An 18551-nucleotide genomic window follows, 5' to 3' on the forward strand; every position below is an offset into this window, starting at 1 on the left:
CCTCGCGCCCCGCCCGGCGCGCGAGGTGACGGAACTCCCGGAGCGCGAGCCGACGGCGCCCTCCGGTGGGACGCCGCGGCAGTGGCCGACGGCGCCGTCCGGTGCGGTCCCGCGGCACGAACCGCACGCGGGCCACCCTGGCGAGGAGCACGACGCCGGCCGGGACGACCACCCGGTCGGTGATGATCAAGGCGTGAGCGAGGACGCGGCCGGGAAGGCGCGCGACGGCGGCCCCGCGGGGTCGCCGGACGGCAAGGACGAGAGACGGGGGCAGCACGCATGACGCAGCAACAGCCGGGGCAACCGGACCGGACGGACGACGGAGCGGCACAGGTGACGACGGGACCCGAGAGCCTCCCGGCGGCGGCCGACACGGCAACCCCGGAACTGGTGATCATCTCCGGCATGTCCGGGGCCGGCCGCTCCACCGCGGCCAAGTGCCTGGAGGACCTCGGCTGGTTCGTCGTCGACAACCTGCCGCCCGCCCTGATCCCCACCATGGTGGAGCTCGGCGCCCGCAGCCAGGGCAACGTCGCCCGCATCGCCGTGGTCGTCGACGTCCGCGGCCGCCGCTTCTTCGACAACCTCCGCGAGTCCCTCGCCGAGCTCGACGCCCGCCAGGTCAGGCGGCGCTTCGTGTTCCTGGAGTCCTCCGACGACGCGCTGGTGCGCCGCTTCGAGTCGGTGCGCCGCCCGCACCCGCTGCAGGGCGACGGCCGCATCGTCGACGGCATCGCCGCCGAGCGCGAACTCCTGCGCGAGCTGCGCGGCGACGCCGACCTGGTGATCGACACCTCCGGCCTCAACGTGCACCAGCTGCGCGCCAAGATGGACGCCCAGTTCGCCGGCGAGGAGGAGCCGGAGCTGCGGGCCACCGTCATGTCGTTCGGCTTCAAGTACGGCCTGCCGGTAGACGCCGACCTCGTCGTCGACATGCGCTTCCTGCCGAACCCGCACTGGGTGCCCGAGCTGCGCGCGTACACCGGCCTCAACGAGGAGGTGGCCGGCTACGTCTTCTCCCAGCCCGGCGCCAAGGAGTTCCTCGACCGGTACACCGAGCTCCTGCACATGATCGCGGCCGGGTACCGGCGCGAGGGCAAGCGCTACGTGACCGTCGCGGTCGGCTGCACCGGCGGCAAGCACCGCTCCGTCGCCATGTCCGAGAAGCTCGCCAAGCGCCTGGTCGCCGACGGTGTCGAGACGGTGGTCGTCCACCGGGACATGGGACGCGAATGAGACGCCACACCCCGCGGCTGACGAGCCTGCGGCGCAGCGCCGTCCCCGCCTTCCGCAAGGAGGGCAGGACGGCCGCCCGCGCCGCCACGGAGGCCCGGGGGGCCCGCCCCCGACGCAGGGGCGCCCCGCCCAAGGTCGTCGCCCTGGGCGGTGGCATGGGCCTGTCCGCCTCGCTGGCGGCACTGCGCCGCATCACCGGCGACCTCACCGCCGTGGTCACCGTCGCCGACGACGGCGGCTCCAGCGGCCGCCTGCGCCAGGAGCTGGGCGTGCTGCCGCCCGGCGACCTCCGCAAGGCGCTGGCCGCGCTGTGCGGCGACGACGACTGGGGCCAGACCTGGGCCCGCGTCATCCAGCACCGCTTCCAGACCGAGGGCGACCTGCACGGCCACGCCGTGGGCAACCTGCTGATCGTGGCCCTGTGGGAACAGCTGGGCGACCACGTGCAGGCACTGGACCTGGTGGGCCGGCTGCTCGGCGCGGACGGCCGGGTGCTGCCGATGTCCGCGGTGCCGCTGGAGCTGCAGGCGCTGGTGAAGGGCCACGACCCGGCGCGCCCGGAGGACGTGGACACCGTCCGCGGCCAGGCCACCGTGGCCCTCACCCCCGGTGAGGTGCAGTCCGTCCACCTGGTGCCGCACGACCCGCCGGCCGTCCCGGAGGCCGTCGAGGCGGTGCTGGACGCCGACTGGGTGGTCCTCGGACCGGGGTCCTGGTTCTCCTCCGTGATGCCGCACCTGCTGGTGCCCGAACTGCTCGACGCGCTCACCCGGACCCGCGCGCGCCGGGTGCTCTCGCTGAACCTCGCGCCGCAGCCCGGAGAAACCGAGGGCTTCTCCCCGCAGCGTCATGTGGAGGTTTTGGCACGACACGCCCCTAAACTCGCCCTGGACGTGGTGCTGGCCGACGAGGCCGCCGTACCGGACCGCGAAGCGCTCGCCGCGGCCGCCAAGAGGGTCGGCGCGGCGGTCGAGCTGGCCCCCGTGGCCCGGACCGACGGAACCCCCCGGCACGATCCGGAGCTGCTGGCAGCCGCGTACGACCGTATTTTTCGGATGCATGGAAGGATCGGCCCATGGCGATGACGCCGGCTGTGAAGGACGAGATCTCACGGCTTCCCGTCACCAGGACCTGCTGCAGAAAGGCGGAGGTCTCCGCCCTGCTGCGCTTCGCCGGGGGCCTCCACCTGGTCAGCGGGCGGATCGTGATCGAGGCCGAGCTGGACACCGCGATGGCGGCCCGGCGCCTCAAGCGCGACATCCTGGAGATCTTCGGCCACAGCTCCGAGCTGATCGTCATGGCGCCCGGCGGCCTGCGCCGCGGTTCCCGGTTCGTGGTGCGGGTGGTCGCGGGCGGTGACCAGCTGGCGCGGCAGACCGGCCTGGTCGACGGCCGCGGCCGCCCGATCCGCGGCCTGCCGCCGCAGGTCGTCTCCGGTGCCACCTGCGACGCCGAGGCGGCCTGGCGCGGGGCCTTCCTGGCCCACGGTTCGCTGACCGAGCCCGGCCGCTCCTCCTCGCTGGAGGTGACCTGCCCCGGCCCCGAGGCGGCCCTCGCCCTGGTCGGCGCGGCCCGGCGGCTGTCCATCGCCGCCAAGGCGCGCGAGGTACGCGGTGTGGACCGCGTCGTCGTCCGTGACGGTGATGCCATCGGCGCACTGTTGACGAGGCTCGGGGCGCACGAGTCGGTGCTCGCCTGGGAGGAGCGGCGAATGCGCCGCGAGGTCCGGGCCACCGCCAACCGGCTGGCCAACTTCGACGACGCCAACCTGCGCCGCTCGGCCCGCGCCGCGGTGGCCGCCGGCGCCCGCGTGCAGCGCGCGCTGGAGATCCTGGGCGACGAGGTCCCCGAGCATCTCGCGGCGGCCGGCCGGCTGCGGATGGACCACAAGCAGGCCTCCCTGGAGGAGCTGGGCGCGCTCGCCGACCCGCCGCTCACCAAGGACGCGGTGGCCGGCCGGATCAGGCGCCTGCTCGCCATGGCGGACAAGCGCGCCTCGGACCTCGGAATCCCTGGTACGGAGGCGGGTCTGTCCGAGGAACTGGCGGACAACCTCGCTGGGTGACACATATTCAAAGGACTGCACGGGGGCGCGGAATCGGACCGCGCCCCCGTCGTCATGTGTGCGCGAGGGTGCACGGAAGAGCGTGTTCCGTCCGGCTACCGGCGGGTAAGGAGGGGGCTGCCGGGTATGGGTCATCTCAATGTCACTTCCGGGCCTCACGAGCGGTAGGGTCGGAGGCGGTCGGGGACAACTCATGCAGCTCGCCGGGCGGCGGCTTTGCCGTACCGGCGCACAACAAGGAGATGGGTTCGTGACGATCCGCGTAGGCATCAACGGCTTCGGCCGCATCGGTCGCAACTACTTCCGGGCTCTGCTCGACCAGGGTGCGGATGTCGAAGTCGTGGCTGTCAACGACCTTGGTGACACCGCGACCACCGCACACCTGCTGAAGTACGACACCGTCCTGGGCCGCCTGGCCGAGGAGGTCACCCACACCGAGGACTCGATCACCGTCGGCGGGAAGACCGTCAAGGTGCTCTCCGAGCGCAACCCGGCGGACATCCCCTGGGGCGAGCTCGGCGTCGACATCGTCATCGAGTCGACCGGCATCTTCACCAAGCGCGAGGCCGCCGCCCAGCACATCGCCGGCGGCGCCAAGAAGGTGCTGATCTCCGCGCCCGCCAAGGGCGAGGACCTCACCGTGGTGATGGGCGTCAACGAGAGCCAGTACGACCCGGAGAAGCACCACGTCATCTCCAACGCCTCCTGCACCACCAACTGTGTGGCGCCGATGGCGAAGGTCCTGGACGAGAACTTCGGCATCGTCAAGGGCCTGATGACGACGGTGCACGCGTACACCAACGACCAGCGCATCCTGGACTTCCCGCACTCGGACCTGCGCCGGGCCCGGGCCGCGGCGGTCAACATCATTCCGACGACCACGGGCGCGGCGAAGGCGACCGCCCTGGTCCTCCCGCAGCTCAAGGGCAAGCTGGACGGCATGGCCATGCGCGTCCCGGTTCCCACCGGCTCGGTCACCGACCTGGTCGTGGAGCTGTCCCGCGAGACCACCAAGGAAGAGGTCAACGCGGTCTTCCAGAAGGCCGCCGAGGGTCCCCTCAAGGGCGTCCTGGTCTACACCGAGGACCCGATCGTCTCCTCCGACATCGTCTCCCAGCCGGCCTCCTGCACCTTCGACTCCTCCCTGACGATGGTCCAGGAAGGCAAGTCCGTGAAGGTCATCGGCTGGTACGACAACGAGTGGGGCTACTCCCACCGCCTCGTCGACCTGACGGTCTTCGTCGGCAACCAGCTCTGAGCCTCGAGCCACAACGTATAGATCCACCGATGTGAGAGCAGGGCTTGGACGGCGCAGCGAGGCGCCGTCCGGGCCCTGTTCCATGTCTGAATCAGCTCAGTCGATTCAGCTCAGTCACCGAGGAGTCCCTGAATGAAGACGATCGACGAACTGCTCGCCGAAGGAGTCGACGGCAGGCGCGTGTTCGTCCGCGCCGACCTCAACGTGCCGCTGGCGGAGGGCCGGATCACCGACGACGGGCGCATCCGGGCCGTCCTGCCGACCGTGAAGGCGCTCGCCGAGGCCGGCGCCAAGGTGGTCGTCGCCTCGCACCTGGGCCGCCCCAAGGGCGCCCCGGACCCCGCCTTCACCCTGCGGCCCGCCGCCGACCGCCTGGGCGAGCTGCTCGGCGCCCCGGTGGCCTTCGCCGAGGACACCGTCGGCCCCTCCGCGCAGGAGACCGTGAACGGGCTCCGGGCGGGTCAGGTCGCCGTGATCGAGAACCTGCGCTTCAACGCCGGCGAGACCTCCAAGGACGACGCCGAGCGCGGCGGGTTCGCCGACAGCCTCGCCGCCCTCGCGGACGTCTACGTCGGCGACGGCTTCGGCGCGGTGCACCGCAAGCACGCGTCGGTGTACGACCTGCCGGCCCGCCTGCCGCACTACGCCGGCTACTTGATCGCCGCCGAGGTCAAGGTCCTCGAGCGCCTCACCGACGACGTCGCCCGGCCCTACGCGGTGGTCCTCGGCGGCGCCAAGGTCTCCGACAAGCTCGCCGTGATCGACCGGCTGCTGGGCAAGGCCGACCGCATCCTGATCGGCGGCGGCATGGCCTTCACCTTCCTCAAGGCCAAGGGCTACGAGGTCGGCACCTCCCTCCTGCAGGAGGACCAGCTCGGCACCGTCACCGAGTACATGGAGCGCGCCGAGAAGAGCGGCGTGGAGATCGTCCTGCCGGTCGACGCCCTCGTCACCCCGCAGTTCCCGGACCTGAGGACCAAGGCTCCCGCGAACCCCGACACCGTCGACGCCGACGCCATGCCGGCCGACCAGGCGGGCATGGACATCGGCCCGCGCAGCGGCGAGCTCTACGCCGAGAAGCTCGCCGACGCCGCCACCGTGTTCTGGAACGGCCCCATGGGCGTCTTCGAACACCCCGACTTCGCCCAGGGCACCCGCGCCGTCGCGCAGGCCCTCACCGAGTCCAAGGGCTTCACCGTGGTGGGCGGCGGAGACTCCGCCGCGGCGGTCCGTACGCTTGGCTTCGACGAGAACGCTTTCGGCCACATCTCGACCGGCGGCGGCGCCTCCCTCGAATACCTCGAGGGCAAGACGCTCCCCGGCCTCGCCGCACTGGAGGACTGACCCGATGACCACCCGTACGCCGCTGATGGCGGGCAACTGGAAGATGAACCTCAACCACCTGGAGGCCATCGCCCACGTCCAGAAGCTCGCCTTCGCCCTGGCGGAGAAGGACTACGAGGCCGTCGAGGTCGCCGTGCTGCCGCCCTTCACGGACCTGCGTTCCGTGCAGACGCTGGTCGACGGCGACAAGCTCAAGGTCAAGTACGGCGCCCAGGACATCTCCGCGCACGACTCCGGCGCCTACACCGGCGAGATCTCCGGCGTGATGCTGGCCAAGCTGAAGTGCTCCTTCGTGGCCGTCGGCCACTCCGAGCGCCGCCAGTACCACGCCGAGACCGACGAGATCGTCAACGCCAAGGTCAAGGCCGCCTTCAAGCACGAGCTCACGCCGATCCTGTGCGTGGGCGAGGAGCTCGAGGTCCGCCAGGCCGGCCGCCACGTCGAGCACACCCTCGCGCAGGTCGAGGGCGGTCTCAAGGACGTCCCGGCCGAGCAGGCCGAGACCGTCGTGGTCGCCTACGAGCCGGTCTGGGCCATCGGCACCGGCCAGGTCTGCGGCGCCGACGACGCCCAGGAGGTCTGCGGGGCGATCCGGGGCAAGCTCGCCGAGCTGTACTCCCAGGACATCGCCGACAAGATCCGCATCCAGTACGGCGGCTCGGTGAAGTCCGGCAACGTCGCCGAGATCATGTCCAAGCCGGACATCGACGGCGCGCTGATCGGCGGCGCCTCGCTGGACGTGGACGAGTTCGTGAAGATCGTCCGGTTCCGCGACCAGTGACCGGCCGTGACCGGTGGGTGATGCCCGCCGGTAGCGAGTAGGCGGCGGGGAGGATCCGTCGTACCCTTGCGGGGTCCGGTGTCCTGACCAGCGTGCCGCGTGCGGCGGGCGAGGTCGTCAGGGGCACCGGGCCGCGCGTCGTCCATCCGATTCCGAGGAAGTTGGTCCAGCCGTGGTTATGGGGTTCCAGATCGCCCTGATCGTCTTCAGCTTGCTGCTGATGCTGCTGGTGCTGATGCACAAGGGCAAGGGCGGCGGCCTGTCCGACATGTTCGGTGGCGGTATGCAGTCCTCGGTCGGCGGTTCGTCCGTCGCCGAGCGAAACCTGGACCGCATCACCGTGGTCGTCGGCGTCCTGTGGTTCGTCACCATCGTGGTCCTCGCCATCATCACGAAGTCGCCCTCGGTCGGCGGCTGACCGGAAACCGACGCCGATCGACCGTCGTCGGCCGAAAGGCGAAGGGTGGCGGCCCACGATCCCGATCCACTCCCCGCGCAAGGCCCTATGACGGGTGCGCCTCCCCGGAGGCCGCCTATCATGGGGCCTGCGTCCGTTCGGGGGCCCGCAACTCCCGCCACTGGACGCGCGTTGGGCCTTACGTAGACTGACCGGGCCTACTGAGGGCGCTCGCGGCGAAGCGCTGCGCCGAGAAGCTTCGCGGCACCATCACGCAGGGAGTTACGACCGTGGCAAGTGGCAACGCGATCCGAGGAAGTCGGGTCGGGGCGGGGCCGATGGGCGAGGCCGAGCGCGGCGAGTCCGCGCCGCGGCTGCGCGTCTCCTTCTGGTGCTCCAACGGGCACGAGACCCAGCCGAGTTTCGCGAGTGACGCGCAGGTCCCCGACAACTGGGACTGCCCGCGCTGCGGCTTCCCGGCGGGGCAGGACCGGGACAACCCGCCGGACCCGCCCCGCACCGAGCCGTACAAGACCCATCTCGCCTACGTGCGGGAGCGGCGCAGCGACGCCGACGGCGAGGCGATCCTCGCCGAGGCGCTGGCCAAGCTGCGCGGCGAGATCTGATCCGCCGTCAACGGCCGGACGCCGAACGGGCGTCCGGCCGTTCCGTCATGCCCCGTGGGCCCGGGGTCCGGCGGCCGGCCGGCGCGGCCGTCCGGGATTTCGGCCTGTGGACAAACGCGCCATGTCGGGACTGATCAACTAGGTTGGCAGAGGCCGCTGCACGGGTACGCGGCCCGCACACCTTGCAGGCATTGCAGGCACGAAAGAGGGCAGAGTCGATGAACGCAGAGAGCCGTCCGAGGCTCAACCGGCTGCCGGAGTGGAACGCTCTGGCCAAGCACCGCGAGGCGCTCGGCGAGGTACGGCTGCGCGAGCTGTTCGACGCGGAGCCCGGCCGCGGGTCGGCGTACACCCTGCGGGTGGGCGACCTGCACATCGACTACTCCAAGCACCTGATCACCGACGAGACGCTGCGCCTGCTGCGCGACCTGGCCGCGGCCCGGGACGTCTTCGGGCTGCGGGACGCCATGTTCCGCGGCGAGAAGATCAACATCACCGAGGACCGGGCGGTCCTGCACACCGCGCTGCGCGCCCCCCGCGACGCCTCCGTCGCGGTGGACGGCGCCGACGTGGTCCCGGCGGTGCACACCGTCCTGGAGAAGATGGCCGGATTCGCCGACCGCGTCCGCTCCGGCGGCTGGACCGGCCACACCGGCCGGCGCATCCGCAACGTGGTGAACATCGGCATCGGCGGCTCCGACCTCGGCCCGGCGATGGCCTACGAGGCGCTGCGCTCCTACACCGACCGCTCGCTCACCTTCCGGTTCGTCTCCAACGTGGACGGCGCCGACCTGCACGAGGCGCTGCAGGACCTGGACGCCGAGGAGACGCTGTTCATCGTCGCCTCCAAGACCTTCACCACCATCGAGACGGTCACCAACGCCACCTCCGCGCGGACCTGGCTGCTGGAGCGGCTGGGCGCCGGCCAGGAGGCGGTGGCCAAGCACTTCGTGGCGCTGTCCACCAACGCCGGCAAGGTCTCCGAGTTCGGCATCGACACCGAGAACATGTTCGCGTTCTGGGACTGGGTCGGCGGCCGCTACTCCTACGACTCGGCGATCGGCCTCTCGCTGATGATCGCCATCGGCCCGGACCGCTTCCGCGAGATGCTCGAGGGCTTCCACCTGGTCGACGAGCACTTCCGCACCGCCCCGGCGGAGGACAACGCGCCGCTGCTCCTCGGCCTGCTGGGCATCTGGTACAACAACTTCCACGACGCCCAGTCGCACGCGGTCCTGCCCTACAGCCACTACCTGTCGAAGTTCACGGCCTACCTGCAGCAGCTGGACATGGAGTCCAACGGCAAGTACGTGGCCCGCGACGGGCGGCCGGTGGAGTGGCAGACCGGGCCGGTGGTCTGGGGCACGCCCGGCACCAACGGGCAGCACGCGTACTACCAGTTGATCCACCAGGGCACCAAGCTGATCCCCGCCGACTTCATCGGCTTCGCCCGCCCGGTGGAAGGGCTCAGCCCCGAACTCGAGGCGCAGCACGACCTGCTGATGGCGAACTTCTTCGCGCAGACGCAGGCGCTGGCCTTCGGCAAGACGCCGGAGGAGGTCCGGGCGGAGGGCGTCGCCGAGGAACTGGTGCCGCACCGCGTGTTCCTGGGCGACCACCCGACGACCACGATCCTGGCGGAGTCCCTCACGCCGTCCGTGCTGGGGCAGTTGGTCGCGCTCTACGAGCACAAGGTGTTCGTCCAGGGCGCGGTGTGGGACATCGACTCCTTCGACCAGTGGGGCGTCGAGCTGGGCAAGGTCCTCGCCAAGCGGGTGGAGCCGGCGCTCACGGAGGGGGCGGACGTGCCGGGGCTGGACGGGTCCACCAAGGCCCTGGTCGCCACGTACCGGGAGCTGCGCGGCCGCTGAGCCGCGCCTCACACCGGGGCCCGCTGCGGCGAGGGCTGCCCGGCCCCACGCAGCGAACCGTCCCGTGCGTATGCACCGCCTGCGCCCACCCGTGCCGCCCCAGCGGCACGATTGCCCGCAGGGTGAACCGGCCTCGCCGCAGGAGCCTCGCCCCCCTGCGGGCGGCTGGGCCGCCCAGGGGGCGATGGGGGTACCCCCTGGACGAAGTCCTTGGGGGAGGCGGCGCAGGCGGTGCGGACGCGCGTGACCCGGTCCGCAGCGGGGCGCGGGCACAGCGAAGCCCCCGGTGCCGAGAAACGGTACCGGGGGCTTCGGCCAGGGCTACAGCTTGGAGGCCGCCGCCGCGTCGAGGAGCCAGAGCGTGCTCTCGCGCCCCAACACCCCCGCCGCGGGGGCATCGGCAGGGTCGACCCCGCCGCGCAGAACCGTCGCCGCGGCCTCCGCCTTGTCCTCGCCCGCCGCGAGCAGCCACACCTGACGCGCCGCCCGGATCGCCGGCAGCGTGAGCGACACCCGCACCGGCGGAGGCTTCGGCGCCTCCCGCACGGCGACCACCGTGCGCTCGGTCTCCCGCACCCCGGGCAGCCCGGGGAAGAGGGAGGCGACATGGGTGTCGGGACCGACGCCCAGCATCAGCACGTCGAACTCCGGCACCGCCGCGCCGTCCCCGGCGGCCAGCGCCAGCTCCTGCGCGTAGGCCGCCGCCGCGGCCTCGACGTCGTCGCCGTGCGGCCCGTCGGAGGCCGGCATCGCGTGCACCCGCGCCGGGTCCACCGGAACCGCGTCCAGCAGCGCCTCACGGGCCTGCGTGACGTTGCGCTCCGGGTCCCCGGCCGGCAGGTACCGCTCGTCGCCCCACCACAGGTCCAGGCGGGCCCAGTCCACGGCGTCCCGCGCCGGCGACGCGGCCAGCGCGGCCAGCAGCCCATTGCCGTTGCGGCCGCCGGTCAGGACCACGGAGGCGTGCCCCCGCTCGGCCTGGGCGTCCACCACGGCGGTGATGAACCGCGCGGCGGCGGCCCGCGCCATCAGGTCCTTGTCGCGGTGGACCAGCAGCCGCGCCTCGCCCCCGCTCACTTGGCCGCCGCCCGCTTCACGGCGGGACCGCGCTTGGCGGTCCGCTTGGCGGGACCCTTCACGACGTCCTCCTCGGGCACCGGCACCGCCTCCGCGTCGCCGTCCCCGGAGGCGTTCTGCGCCGGGACGTCCTTCGCCGGGACGTCCTCCGCACCCTTCCCGCCGAAGGTCTCGGCGGCGTCCGCGCCGGCGTAGAGCCGGTCCACCCCGTACTGCAGGGTGGCGGCGTACGTCTCGTCGGGGTCCAGCCGCCGCAGTTCCTCGGCGATCAGCTCCGAGGTCTCCCGCCGCTTGAGCGCCACCTGGCGGTCCGGCTGGCCCTCGATGCCGAGGGTGGCCAGGGTGCCGTCGGCGCGGTCCAGGGTGATCCGGCCGCAGCTGGTGTCCATCCGGACGCCGGTGAGCCCGGGCCCGGCGGAGCGGGTGCGGCGCACCGGCACGTCGAGACGCTCGGCCAGCCACATCGCCAGCAGCTCGCAGCTCGGGTTGAACTCCTCGCCCTCGACCTCGACGGCCTTGACCTGGCAGGAGACCTGGTCGAGCGCGGCGGCCAGCATCGACCGCCACGGGGTGATCCGGGTCCACGACAGGTCGGTGTCGCCGGGGGTGTAGGCGTCGGACAGCGCGCGCAGCTCGCCGACCGGGTCCTCCGCCGCGTAGGTGTCCGTCACCCGGCGCTGGGCCAGTGCGCCCAGCGGGTCCTTCGCCGGGTCCAGCGGCGCGTTCACCGGCCACCAGACCACCACGGGGGCGTCCGGCAGCAGCAGAGGCAGCACCACGGACTGGGCGTGGTTGACCACCTCGCCGTAGAGCCGCAGCACCACCGTCTCGCCGGCCCCGGCGTCCGCGCCCACCCGCACCTCGGCGTCGAGGCGGGACTGGGTGCGGTCGCGCGGGGAGCGGGCGTGCCGCTTGATGACCACGAGCAGCCGCGCGGGGTGCTCGTGCGAGGCCTCCGACGCCGCCTTCATGGCGTCGTAGGCGTTCTCCTCGTCGGTGACGACGACCAGGGTGAGCACCATGCCGACGGCAGGGGCGCCCAGTGCGCGGCGGCCCTGGACCAGCGCCTTGTTGATCTTGCTGGCCGTGGTGTCGGTGAGGTCGATCTTCATGGCCGGCGCCAGCTCCGTCCGTCTCGTGCGAGCATCTCGTCCGCTTCTGCGGGTCCCCAGGTTCCGGCCGGATATTGGGCGGGGGATCCCTCGGCGTCCCAGAACTGCTCGATCGGGTCGAGGATCTTCCAGGAGAGCTCCACCTCCTCCGTCCGGGGGAAGAGGTTGGCGTCGCCCAGGAGGACGTCGAGGATCAGCCGCTCGTAGGCCTCCGGGCTGGACTCGGTGAACGACTCGCCGTAGGCGAAGTCCATCGAGACGTCCCGGATCTCCATCGAGGTGCCAGGCACCTTGGAGCCGAACCGGACCGTCATGCCCTCGTCGGGCTGCACCCGGATCACCATGGCGTTCTGCCCGAGCTCCTCGGTGGCCGTGTGGCCGAACGGGGAGTGCGGCGCGCGCTGGAAGACCACCGCGATCTCGGTGACCCGGCGACCCAGCCGCTTGCCGGCGCGCAGGTAGAAGGGGACGCCCGCCCACCGGCGGTTGTCGATCTCCAGCTTGATCGCCGCGTAGGTGTCGGTCCGGGAGGACTGGTCGATGCCCTCCTCCTCCAGGTAGCCGACGGCCTTCGCGCCGCCCTGCCAGCCCGCCGTGTACTGGGCGCGCACCGTGGAGGCGCCCAGGTCGGAGGGGAGCCGCACCGCGCCGAGGACCTTGGTCTTCTCGGCGGCCAGCGCGTCCGCGTCGAAGGAGGCGGGCTCCTCCATCGCGGTCAGGGCGAGCAGCTGCAGCAGGTGGTTCTGGATGACGTCACGGGCCGCGCCGATGCCGTCGTAGTACCCGGCCCGGCCGCCGATGCCGATGTCCTCGGCCATGGTGATCTGCACGTGGTCCACGTAGGACCGGTTCCACAGCGGCTCGAACATCTGGTTGGCGAAGCGGAGCGCCAGGATGTTCTGGACGGTCTCCTTGCCGAGGTAGTGGTCGATGCGGAAGACCTGCTCCGGCTGGAACACCTCGTGGACCAGGGAGTTGAGCTCCTCGGCCGACTTCAGGTCGTGGCCGAACGGCTTCTCGATCACCGCACGGCGCCAGGCGCCGTCCTTCTGGTCGGCCAGGCCGTGCTTCTTCAGCTGCTGGATGACCACCGGGAAGGACCCGGGCGGGACGGACAGGTAGAAGGCGAAGTTTCCGCCGGTGCCCTGGGCGCGGTTCAGCTCGTCGATGGTGTCGCGCAGCGACTCGAAGGACGCGTCGTCGTCGAAGGAACCCTGGACGAACCGCATGCCCTGGGCCAGCTGCTGCCAGACCTCCTCGCGGAACGGCGTGCGGGAGTGCTCCTTGACGGCGTCGTGGACCACCTGGGCGAAGTCCTCGTCCGCCCACTCACGGCGGGCGAAGCCCACCAGGGAGAAACCCGGCGGCAGCAGACCACGGTTCGCGAGGTCGTACACCGCCGGCATCAGCTTCTTGCGGGACAGGTCGCCCGTGACGCCGAAGATCACCAGGCCCGACGGCCCCGCGATGCGCGGGAGCCGTCGGTCCAGGGCGTCACGGAGCGGGTTCGCTCCGGTGACAGGAGAGGGTGACAAGGTCTAGGCCTCCGAGGGGGCGAGCCGCTCGAGCTCGGCCTTGGTCGAGTCCAGCAGGTCGTTCCAGGCGGCCTCGAACTTCTCGACGCCCTCCTTCTCCAGCAGCTCGACGACCTCGTCGTACGAGATGCCCAGTGCCTCGACGGCGTCCAGGTCGGCGCGAGCCTGCTCGTAGGTGCCGGTGACCGTGTCGCCGGTGATCTGACCGTGGTCGCCCACCGCCTCGAGGGTGCCGCCCGGCATGGTGTTCACCGTGTTCGGCGCGACCAGGTCGTCGACGTACAGGGTGTCCTTGTACGCCTTGTCCTTGACGCCGGTGGAGGCCCACAGCGGGCGCTGGCGGTTGGCGCCGGCGCGCTCCAGGGCGTTCCAGCGCTCGGAGCCGAAGACCTCCTCGTACGCCTGGTAGGCCAGACGGGCGTTGGCGAGGGCGGCCTTGCCGCGCGCCGCCTTGGCGTCGTCGGTGCCCAGGGCGTCGATCCGCTTGTCGATCTCGGTGTCGACCCGGGAGACGAAGAAGGAGGCCACGGAGTGGATCTTCGACAGGTCCAGGCCGCGCTCCTTGGCCTTCTCCAGACCGGCCAGGTAGGCGTCCATCACCTGGCGGTAGCGCTCGAGGGAGAAGATCAGCGTGACGTTGACGCTGATGCCCAGACCGATGACCTCGGTGATCGCGGGCAGGCCCGCCAGGGTCGCCGGGATCTTGATCAGCGTGTTCGGGCGGTCCACCAGCCAGGCCAGCTGCTTGGCCTCGGCGACCGTGGCCCGCTCGTCGTGCGCCAGACGGGGGTCGACCTCGATCGAGACGCGGCCGTCACGGCCGTCGGTGGCGTCGAAGACCGGGCGCAGCACGTCGGCGGCGTCGCGGACGTCCGCTGTCGTGATCATCCGGATCGCCTCCTCGACCGTCACCTTGCGGGCGGCGAGGTCGGTGAGCTGGGTGTCGTAGCCGTCACCCTCGGAGATCGCCTTCTGGAAGATCGACGGGTTGGTGGTGACACCGACCACGTGCTGGTCGTCGATCAGCTCCTGCAGGGCCCCGGAGGAGATCAGCTTGCGGGACAGGTCGTCCAGCCAGATCGCCACACCCTCGTCGGAGAGGCGCTTGAGTGCGTCTGTCATGAGTTTTGCATCTCCTACTTGATCGGTAACAGCGTCAGCGCTGGGCGGCGGCGAGGGATTCCCGGGCCTGGGCGGCGATGTTCTCGGCCGTGAAGCCGTACTCGCGGAACAGCACCTTCGCGTCGGCGGAGGCGCCGAAGTGCTCCAGCGAGACGATCCGGCCGGCGTCGCCCACGAAGCGGTGCCAGGTCAGTCCGACACCGGCCTCGACCGCGACCCGCGCCTTCACGGACGGGGGCAGCACGCTGTCCCGGTACGCCTGGTCCTGCTCGTCGAACCACTCCACGGACGGCATGGAGACGACCCGGGTCGGCACGCCCTCCGCCTGCAGCTGCTCGCGGGCCTCGACGGCCAGGTGCACCTCGGAGCCGGTGGCGATCAGCACGACCTGCGGCTCGCCGCCCTCGGCGTCCTTCAGCACGTAGCCGCCGCGGGCGGTGTCCTCGTTCGCCTCGTACACCGGCACGCCCTGGCGGGTGAGCGCCAGACCGTGCGGGGCGCCCTTGCCGAACTCCTTGGTCCAGCGGCGCTGGATCTCGCGCCAGGCGATCGACGTCTCGTTGGCGTCGGCCGGGCGGACGATGTTCAGGCCCGGGATGGCGCGCAGCGAGGCCAGGTGCTCCACCGGCTGGTGGGTCGGGCCGTCCTCGCCGAGGCCGATCGAGTCGTGCGTCCACACGAAGGTCACCGGCAGGTGCATCAGCGCGGACAGGCGGACGGCGTTGCGCATGTAGTCGGAGAACACCAGGAAGGTGCCGCCGTAGACGCGCGTGTTGCCGTGCAGGGCGATGCCGTTCATCTCGGCGCCCATGGAGTGCTCGCGGATGCCGAAGTGGATGGTGCGGCCGTACGGGTCGGCCTCCGGCAGCGGGTTGCCCTTCGGGAGGAAGGAGCTGGTCTTGTCGATCGTGGTGTTGTTGGAGCCGGCGAGGTCGGCCGAGCCGCCCCACAGCTCGGGCACGACCGAGCCGAGCGCCTGCAGCACCTTGCCGGAGGCGGCACGGGTGGCCACCGAGGTGCCCGCCTCGAAGACCGGGAGCTTCTCCTCCCAGCCGGCCGGCAGCTCGCCCGCGGCGATGCGGTCGAACTCGGCGGCACGCTCCGGGTTGGCCTCGCGCCACGCCTGGAACTGCTTGTCCCACTCCGCGCGGGCGTCCCGGCCGCGGTCCACGGCCTTGCGGGTGTGGCCGATGACCTCGTCGGAGACCTCGAAGGTCTGCTCCGGGTCGAAGCCCAGCACGCGCTTGGTCGCCGCGACCTCGTCGTCGCCGAGCGCCGAGCCGTGGGCGGCCTCGGTGTTCTGCGCGTTCGGGGCGGGCCAGGCGATGATGGAGCGCATCGCGATGAAGGACGGCCGGTCGGTCACGGCCTTCGCGGCCTGGACGGCCTCGTAGATCGCGGCCGGGTCCAGGTCGCCGTTCTCCTGCGGCTCGACCCGCTGGACGTGCCAGCCGTAGGCCTCGTACCGCTTGCAGACGTCCTCGGAGACCGCGGTCTCCGTGTCGCCCTCGATCGAGATGTGGTTGTCGTCCCACAGCAGGACCAGGTTGCCCAGCTTCTGGTGACCCGCCATGGAGGAGGCCTCGGCGGCGATGCCCTCCTGGAGGCAGCCGTCGCCGGCGACGCAGAAGACGAAGTGGTCGAAGGGCGACTCGCCCGGCGCCGCCTCGGGGTCGAACAGGCCGCGCTCGTAGCGGGAGGCCATCGCCATGCCGACCGCGTTCGCCACGCCCTGGCCCAGCGGGCCGGTGGTGGTCTCCACGCCGGTGGTGTGGCCGTACTCCGGGTGACCGGGGGTCTTGGAGCCCCAGGTGCGGAAGGCCTTCAGGTCGTCCAGCTCCAGGCCGAAGCCGGCCAGGTAGAGCTGGGTGTAGAGGGTCAGGGACGAGTGCCCCGCCGAGAGGACGAAGCGGTCACGTCCCACCCAGTCGGCGTCGGTGGGGTCGTGGCGCATTACCTTCTGGAACAGCGTGTACGCCGCCGGCGCGAGGCTCATGGCCGTACCGGGATGGCCGTTGCCGACCTTCTGTACGGCGTCGGCGGCCAGGATGCGCGCGGTGTCCACCGCGCGCCGGTCCAGCTCTGTCCACTCGAGGGCTGTGGTGGTCGGCTTGTTGCTCACCCTGGGTCAGGGCTCCTCTCCACATGTCTAATGCCGGTGAGGTGTGCGCCCACCGGTCCCACCGACGGGGTTCCGAGCCGCCGGCGGGTCGAGCCTATCCCGTGCAAACACGGCCTTCTCCCCTGTGACCAGAGTGTGGCCACAGCCCCGATTCTTCTGCGTTCACACCCGCTCACATGGGCATTTCTTCTGCGAACGAAGCCGCTCACATGGGCGAACGACGGGGTCCTCGCGAGGGCCTCCGAAGGTCCTCGCGAGGCCTCCGCCGGGTCCCCCCGTCGGGCCCGGTCGCCGGGCCCGTCGCCGGGTCCGTCGCCGCGCCTGTCGAGCGGTCCGTCGCGGCGGCCCGCCGCCGGTCCGGACACGAGGCCTGCCGCGGGGCGCGGAAGCCTCCCCCGCCGGGTTCCCCGGCCGGTGCGCCCAACACGACAGCACCCCCGCGAATCGTGGGGTCTGGGCAACGTCTAGAGTGGCGTGGTACGCGCGAGCCTTCGCCGGACCTTTCCGACAGGTCCGATTCGGCGAGGGCTCGCTGGGATGTCTCTGTCAGGGGTGTGCGTGACGGCCGTTGAATCCCGTCCAGCGGCGGTGTCCGGGGCGAGCACGAGCAGCCCGGGGCCCAATCGCCGGCCGGTCCGGGCCCGGGTCATGGCGTTCGTGGCGCTCACCAAGCCGCGGATCATCGAGCTGCTGCTCATCACCACCGTTCCGGTGATGTTCCTGGCCGAGCAGGGCGTTCCCGACCTCTCGCTCGTGCTGCTGACCTGTCTCGGCGGGTACCTCTCCGCGGGCGGCGCCAACGCGCTGAACATGTGGTACGACCGCGACATCGACGCGCTGATGGACCGCACCTCGCAGCGTCCGCTGGTCACCGGCATGGTGAGTCCGCGCGAGTGCCTCGCCTTCGGTCTCACCCTGGCCGCCGTCTCCACCCTGCTGTTCGGGCTCACGGTCAACTGGCTGTCCGCCTGGCTCTCGCTGGGCGCGCTCTTCTTCTACGTCGTCGTCTACACGATGATCCTCAAGCGCCGCACGGCGCAGAACATCGTCTGGGGCGGCATCGCCGGCTGCATGCCGGTGCTGATCGGCTGGTCCGCGGTCACCGACTCCCTCTCCTGGGCGCCGGTCGTCCTCTTCCTCGTCATCTTCTTCTGGACGCCGCCGCACTACTGGCCGCTGTCGATGAAGGTCAAGGACGACTACGCGCGGGCGGGCGTGCCGATGCTGCCGGTGCTGGCCTCCAACAAGGTGGTCGCCCGGCAGATCGTGGTCTACAGCTGGGTCATGGTCGCGGTCTCGCTGCTGCTGACGCCGCTGGGCTACACCGGCTGGTTCTACACCGCGGTCGCGCTGGCCGCGGGCGGCTGGTGGCTGTGGGAGGCCCACGCGCTGCAGGGCCGCGCCAAGGCGGAGGTCACCGGGGGGAAGCTCAAGGAGATGCGGCTGTTCCACTGGTCGATCACCTACGTCTCGGTCCTCTTCGTCGCCGTCGCCGTCGACCCCTTCCTGCGCTGACGGGCATCCCTTCCGCCCTCGTTCCGCCCCGACGCGAGGGGCGGGTGGCCAACGCCACCCGCCCCTCGCGTCGCCGCTTTCACTACCCGTCGGTAGCATCCTGACCATGGCAGACACGCAGCAGGTTGACGAGGCGGCCGCCCCGGCGGACGCGCACGGTGAGCGGCGCGCCGCGAAGCTCGCCAAGCAGATCGGGTCCTTCGCCGCACAGCACGGCGGTGCGGAGGGCCAGGTGGCGCACCTCGGCCGCAAGGGGGCGCGGATCGTCCTGGTGGGCGAGGACGGCGAGTGGGGCGACCTGGTGGCCCCCACGTACGACGTGGCCGTCGCGGCCGTGACGAAGGCGGGCATCACCGTCCACGAGGACTTCGACGGGGAGTTCGCCGCCAAGGTCAGGACGGGCCCGTACGAGTGGTCCCGGATGGCCGGCATCCAGCTCGGCGGCCCCAAGAACCCGGCCTGAGCCCTCCCCGCCCGAGCCGCCCCGCCC

General features: G+C 71.6%; 17 protein-coding genes. 11 read left to right on the forward strand and 6 right to left on the reverse strand.

Annotated elements, in window-relative coordinates; all coding sequences use genetic code 11:
• Nucleotides 1-190, reverse strand: a 190-nt coding sequence (locus ACOV8S_RS12125; protein ID WP_448317785.1) for a hypothetical protein, incomplete at its 3' end; no start/stop codon positions are given.
• 89 nt (nt 191-279) lie between these two features.
• Between ACOV8S_RS12125 and rapZ the strand changes: the two genes are divergently transcribed.
• The 9 genes from rapZ to pgi all read left to right on the forward strand — a co-directional run bounded on the left by rapZ (nt 280) and on the right by pgi (nt 9578).
• Nucleotides 280-1236, forward strand: coding sequence for an RNase adapter RapZ (gene rapZ, locus ACOV8S_RS12130; protein WP_448317786.1), 957 nt, complete (start codon nt 280-282; stop codon nt 1234-1236).
• Nucleotides 1233-2321, forward strand: a complete 1089-nt coding sequence (locus ACOV8S_RS12135; RefSeq protein WP_448317787.1) for a gluconeogenesis factor YvcK family protein — start codon at nt 1233-1235, stop codon at nt 2319-2321. The genes rapZ and ACOV8S_RS12135 overlap by 4 nt, the downstream gene beginning before the upstream one ends.
• Nucleotides 2312-3301, forward strand: coding sequence for a DNA-binding protein WhiA (gene whiA, locus ACOV8S_RS12140; protein WP_351118219.1), 990 nt, complete (start codon nt 2312-2314; stop codon nt 3299-3301). The genes ACOV8S_RS12135 and whiA overlap by 10 nt, the downstream gene beginning before the upstream one ends.
• Before the next feature lie 250 nt (nt 3302-3551).
• Nucleotides 3552-4559 (forward strand): type I glyceraldehyde-3-phosphate dehydrogenase, encoded by a 1008-nt coding sequence (gene gap / locus ACOV8S_RS12145; protein ID WP_448317788.1) that lies wholly within the window; start codon nt 3552-3554, stop codon nt 4557-4559.
• Between the two features lie 132 nt (nt 4560-4691).
• On the forward strand, nt 4692-5903 hold the full coding sequence (locus ACOV8S_RS12150) for a phosphoglycerate kinase (protein ID WP_448317789.1): 1212 nt from the start codon (nt 4692-4694) through the stop codon (nt 5901-5903).
• A gap of 4 nt (nt 5904-5907) precedes the next feature.
• Complete coding sequence (tpiA, locus tag ACOV8S_RS12155) at nt 5908-6684, forward strand: triose-phosphate isomerase (protein ID WP_448317790.1); 777 nt, start codon at nt 5908-5910, stop codon at nt 6682-6684.
• Between the two features lie 178 nt (nt 6685-6862).
• Nucleotides 6863-7102 (forward strand): preprotein translocase subunit SecG, encoded by a 240-nt coding sequence (gene secG, locus ACOV8S_RS12160; protein WP_448317931.1) that lies wholly within the window; start codon nt 6863-6865, stop codon nt 7100-7102.
• 269 nt (nt 7103-7371) lie between these two features.
• Nucleotides 7372-7707, forward strand: a complete 336-nt coding sequence (locus ACOV8S_RS12165) for an RNA polymerase-binding protein RbpA (protein WP_128377828.1) — start codon at nt 7372-7374, stop codon at nt 7705-7707.
• A gap of 218 nt (nt 7708-7925) precedes the next feature.
• On the forward strand, nt 7926-9578 hold the full coding sequence (pgi, locus tag ACOV8S_RS12170; protein ID WP_448317791.1) for a glucose-6-phosphate isomerase: 1653 nt from the start codon (nt 7926-7928) through the stop codon (nt 9576-9578).
• Nucleotides 9579-9899: 321 nt separating this feature from the next.
• On the opposite strand, the gene pgl is transcribed toward pgi, so the two are convergent.
• From pgl to tkt, 5 genes are read right to left on the reverse strand one after another with little or no spacing between them, the layout of a single operon-like run.
• The gene (pgl, locus tag ACOV8S_RS12175; protein ID WP_448317792.1) at nt 9900-10655 is read right to left on the reverse strand and encodes a 6-phosphogluconolactonase; all 756 of its coding nucleotides are present in this window, start codon (nt 10653-10655) and stop codon (nt 9900-9902) included.
• Nucleotides 10652-11767, reverse strand: a complete 1116-nt coding sequence (gene opcA / locus ACOV8S_RS12180; RefSeq protein WP_448317793.1) for a glucose-6-phosphate dehydrogenase assembly protein OpcA — start codon at nt 11765-11767, stop codon at nt 10652-10654. The genes pgl and opcA overlap by 4 nt, the downstream gene beginning before the upstream one ends.
• Entirely contained in the window at nt 11764-13302 is a 1539-nt protein-coding gene (zwf, locus tag ACOV8S_RS12185) for a glucose-6-phosphate dehydrogenase (RefSeq protein WP_448317794.1), read from the reverse strand. Before zwf ends, opcA begins: the two co-directional genes overlap by 4 nt.
• A gap of 3 nt (nt 13303-13305) precedes the next feature.
• Nucleotides 13306-14424: a transaldolase gene (gene tal / locus ACOV8S_RS12190; protein ID WP_448317795.1), complete on the reverse strand. Its 1119-nt coding sequence runs from the start codon at nt 14422-14424 to the stop codon at nt 13306-13308.
• 34 nt (nt 14425-14458) lie between these two features.
• The gene (gene tkt / locus ACOV8S_RS12195) at nt 14459-16546 is read right to left on the reverse strand and encodes a transketolase (RefSeq protein ID WP_448317796.1); all 2088 of its coding nucleotides are present in this window, start codon (nt 16544-16546) and stop codon (nt 14459-14461) included.
• 552 nt (nt 16547-17098) lie between these two features.
• Here tkt and ACOV8S_RS12200 point away from each other — a divergent pair.
• Complete coding sequence (locus ACOV8S_RS12200) at nt 17099-18061, forward strand: heme o synthase (RefSeq protein ID WP_448317932.1); 963 nt, start codon at nt 17099-17101, stop codon at nt 18059-18061.
• A gap of 106 nt (nt 18062-18167) precedes the next feature.
• A complete protein-coding gene (locus ACOV8S_RS12205) occupies nt 18168-18524 on the forward strand; it encodes a hypothetical protein (protein ID WP_448317797.1) in 357 nt (118 codons plus the stop codon).
• The last annotated feature ends 27 nt before the right edge of the window (nt 18525-18551 follow it).

This window comes from Streptomyces sp. CO7, assembly GCF_053474865.1.